This is a genomic window from bacterium (assembly GCA_036524115.1).
Classification (GTDB): domain Bacteria; phylum JAUVQV01; class JAUVQV01; order JAUVQV01; family DATDCY01; genus DATDCY01.
This window is the reverse complement of sequence record DATDCY010000365.1, coordinates 1-2,329: the sequence shown is the minus strand read 5'-3', so window position 1 is coordinate 2,329 and position 2,329 is coordinate 1. Positions and strand designations below refer to the sequence as shown.

Annotated in this window: 2 protein-coding genes; both read right to left on the bottom strand. The window is 71.5% G+C overall.

The window, feature by feature from the left end; all coding sequences use genetic code 11:
• Positions 1-417 precede the first annotated feature (417 nt).
• Positions 418-1,551, bottom strand: a complete 1,134-nt coding sequence (locus tag VI078_17770) for an IS110 family transposase (protein ID HEY6001137.1) — start codon at positions 1,549-1,551, stop codon at positions 418-420.
• A 162-nt stretch (positions 1,552-1,713) separates the two neighbouring features.
• Positions 1,714-2,329, bottom strand: a 616-nt coding sequence (locus VI078_17765) for a PD-(D/E)XK nuclease family protein (GenBank protein HEY6001136.1), incomplete at its 5' end; no start/stop codon positions are given.

Below are 2,329 nucleotides of genomic sequence, written 5' to 3'. Positions count from 1 at the left end.
CCGTGGACGTGGGACGCGGAACGTGAAACGGCCGCGTTTCCCCTGAGGCGCGACCCGCCTCACAGCGGCACCCGGTTCCCGTGATGCCCAACGTCCCCGCCGCCGCTGTGAGCGTGATGTCCGGCGCCTTGCGGCGCCTCTGATGTGGAACGACCTGTCAAGAGCACAGGAGCGTTCGTTCAGGCTTCCTTCTTCCCGGTGAAGCAGATCAGGCAGCGGTCGAGGCGGCTGTCGCGACGGTTGATCACTCTGATGTTCGCGGGTCGGAACCGCATGGTCGTGATCCGTCGGGAGCTGTCTCGTACTAGTGGGCGCGGGTCGGGCTTGTCGCCCGCCGCAAGAGGCGCGAGGAGGGTTCTCCGTTCCGTGTGCTCCTCGATCGCTGCCTGTCCTGCTTCACCGTTTCTTGCTCTTTCGTTACGCCGCGAGTCGTCCGTGCTCGCGCGTCTGCTGCTCTACCTTCACGCCGATGGCCCAGATGAAGCCGAGGAGCTCGCGCGCGACGGCGGTCACCGCCAGCTGCTTGCTCTTCCCGCGGGCGACGAGCTTCCGGTGCTGGCCGTGGAGCCGGTGCTGCGCCTTCCAGGCGACCTCCTTCACCTCTTCGCTGACCCCGTCCTGCCGACCGCGCAGCGCGCGGCCAAGCGAGGGACGGTGGCGATAAGCCCATGCCGCTTCGACGACGATGCGCCTCAGGTGTGCGTTGCCGGTCTTGGTGATCCCGCCGCGCCAGGTGCGCTCGCCGCTCGAGTGCTCACGGGCGACGACACCGGCGTACGCCATGAGCTGGGTCGCCTTCTCGAACCGCGAGAACTCGCCGACTTCACACACGATCGTGACCGCGGAGACCTTGGCGACGCCGCGCAGCGCCTGGAGCGCGTCGATGACCACGCGCATCTTCGCCGGCGCCGACGTCACCGCCTCGTCGATGGCGCGCTCCAGCCGCTCGATGCGGGCTGCGGCGTGCTCGACCTCGGCGAGGTAGTCGAGCAGCGTCGCCTCGTGCGCGGGCTGCTCGAAGCGCACGTCGCGTTTCACCCAGGTGAAGTACCTCAGTGTCCACGCCTTCGTGCCCTCCGGCGGGCGCCGACCCTGACGGAGCAGGAACTTCGAGAGCCGGTGCCGCGCGCGGAGCTGATCCTTCTTTGCCGCCTCCCGCGCTCGTACCAGGTCGCGCAGCGCCTCGTGCGCCGCGTCCGGCACCCACACCGCCGTGAGGTCGCCGGCCCGGTAGCTGCGCGCGAGCTTCTCCGCGTCGCGCCGGTCCGTCTTCACCCGGTCGCCCGCCTTCACCGGCACGAGCGTCGGTGCCACCACCTCGCACCTCACGCCGAGTTCGGTGAGCTGCCAGTACAGGGCGTAGCCGGTGGGCCCTGCCTCGTAGCAGGCCCGCAGCTGCTCGGGCGCTCCGAGCTTCCTCACGAGCTTGCGGACCGCATCCGCCCTGTTCGGGATCACGCCCAAGGACCTCACCTCACCGCTCGGCTCGGCAACCGCGACCGCGATCGTCTCCGCGTGGACATCGAGACCGACGAAACGTACCTTCTTCATTGGCCGGCTCCATTCGCATGTGGCTCTGCGCTGTGCTTCTTCCCGAACGCAGCGTAACCCACGGTCTGCGAATCGGAGCCGGTCGTTCCATGATGACTAGTGGGGGGAGAACTCTCCCCCCACACCCCCCATCTCGAGCGTCACCTCAAGTGGGAAGCGGAATCAGCGGACCGCGAGCGCATTCGCGCCCGCGCGGTTCGCTTCCGGCGGGGAGGGGCGCCGTCCCTCCCCGGCTGCGCCGGGGCTTCTCCCCCGGCGCGCCGCGGGATAGCACCGGCCCACGAACCCGCACCCCTCGGCGCGGCAGCGCGCCTCGTCCCGCCCCAAGTCCGCGGGCGAGAGCTCGGCGCCGGCGCCCCGATGGACGTCCCAGGCGAGCGCGGCGGCTTCCCGGGCGAAGCGGTCGAGGTCCGCCGCGGACGGCGTCACGTCCACGGCGCGGAGATCGCCGCGCAGGAACTGGAGGCGCGCCCGCACGCGGGCGCGGGGGTGGGCGCGGCGCGCGGCGAGGGCGTAGGCGAGGAGCTGGAGGCGGTAGCGCTCCGCGGCCGCCGGGCGGGGCACCGCGTACTTGTAGTCGATGACGGTGAACCCGGCGCCGCGCCGCTCGGCGACGAGCGCGTCGATGGCGCCGACGAGGTACGCGTCGGGCGTGCCGCCCTCGCCCTCCATCCGGACGAGGAAGGGGAGCTCGCGGGCGAGGCGGCCGTCGCGCGCGGCGAGCGCGAGGGCCCGGCCGGCGTCCGACTCCGCGAAGCGCGCGATCTCGCCGAGGATG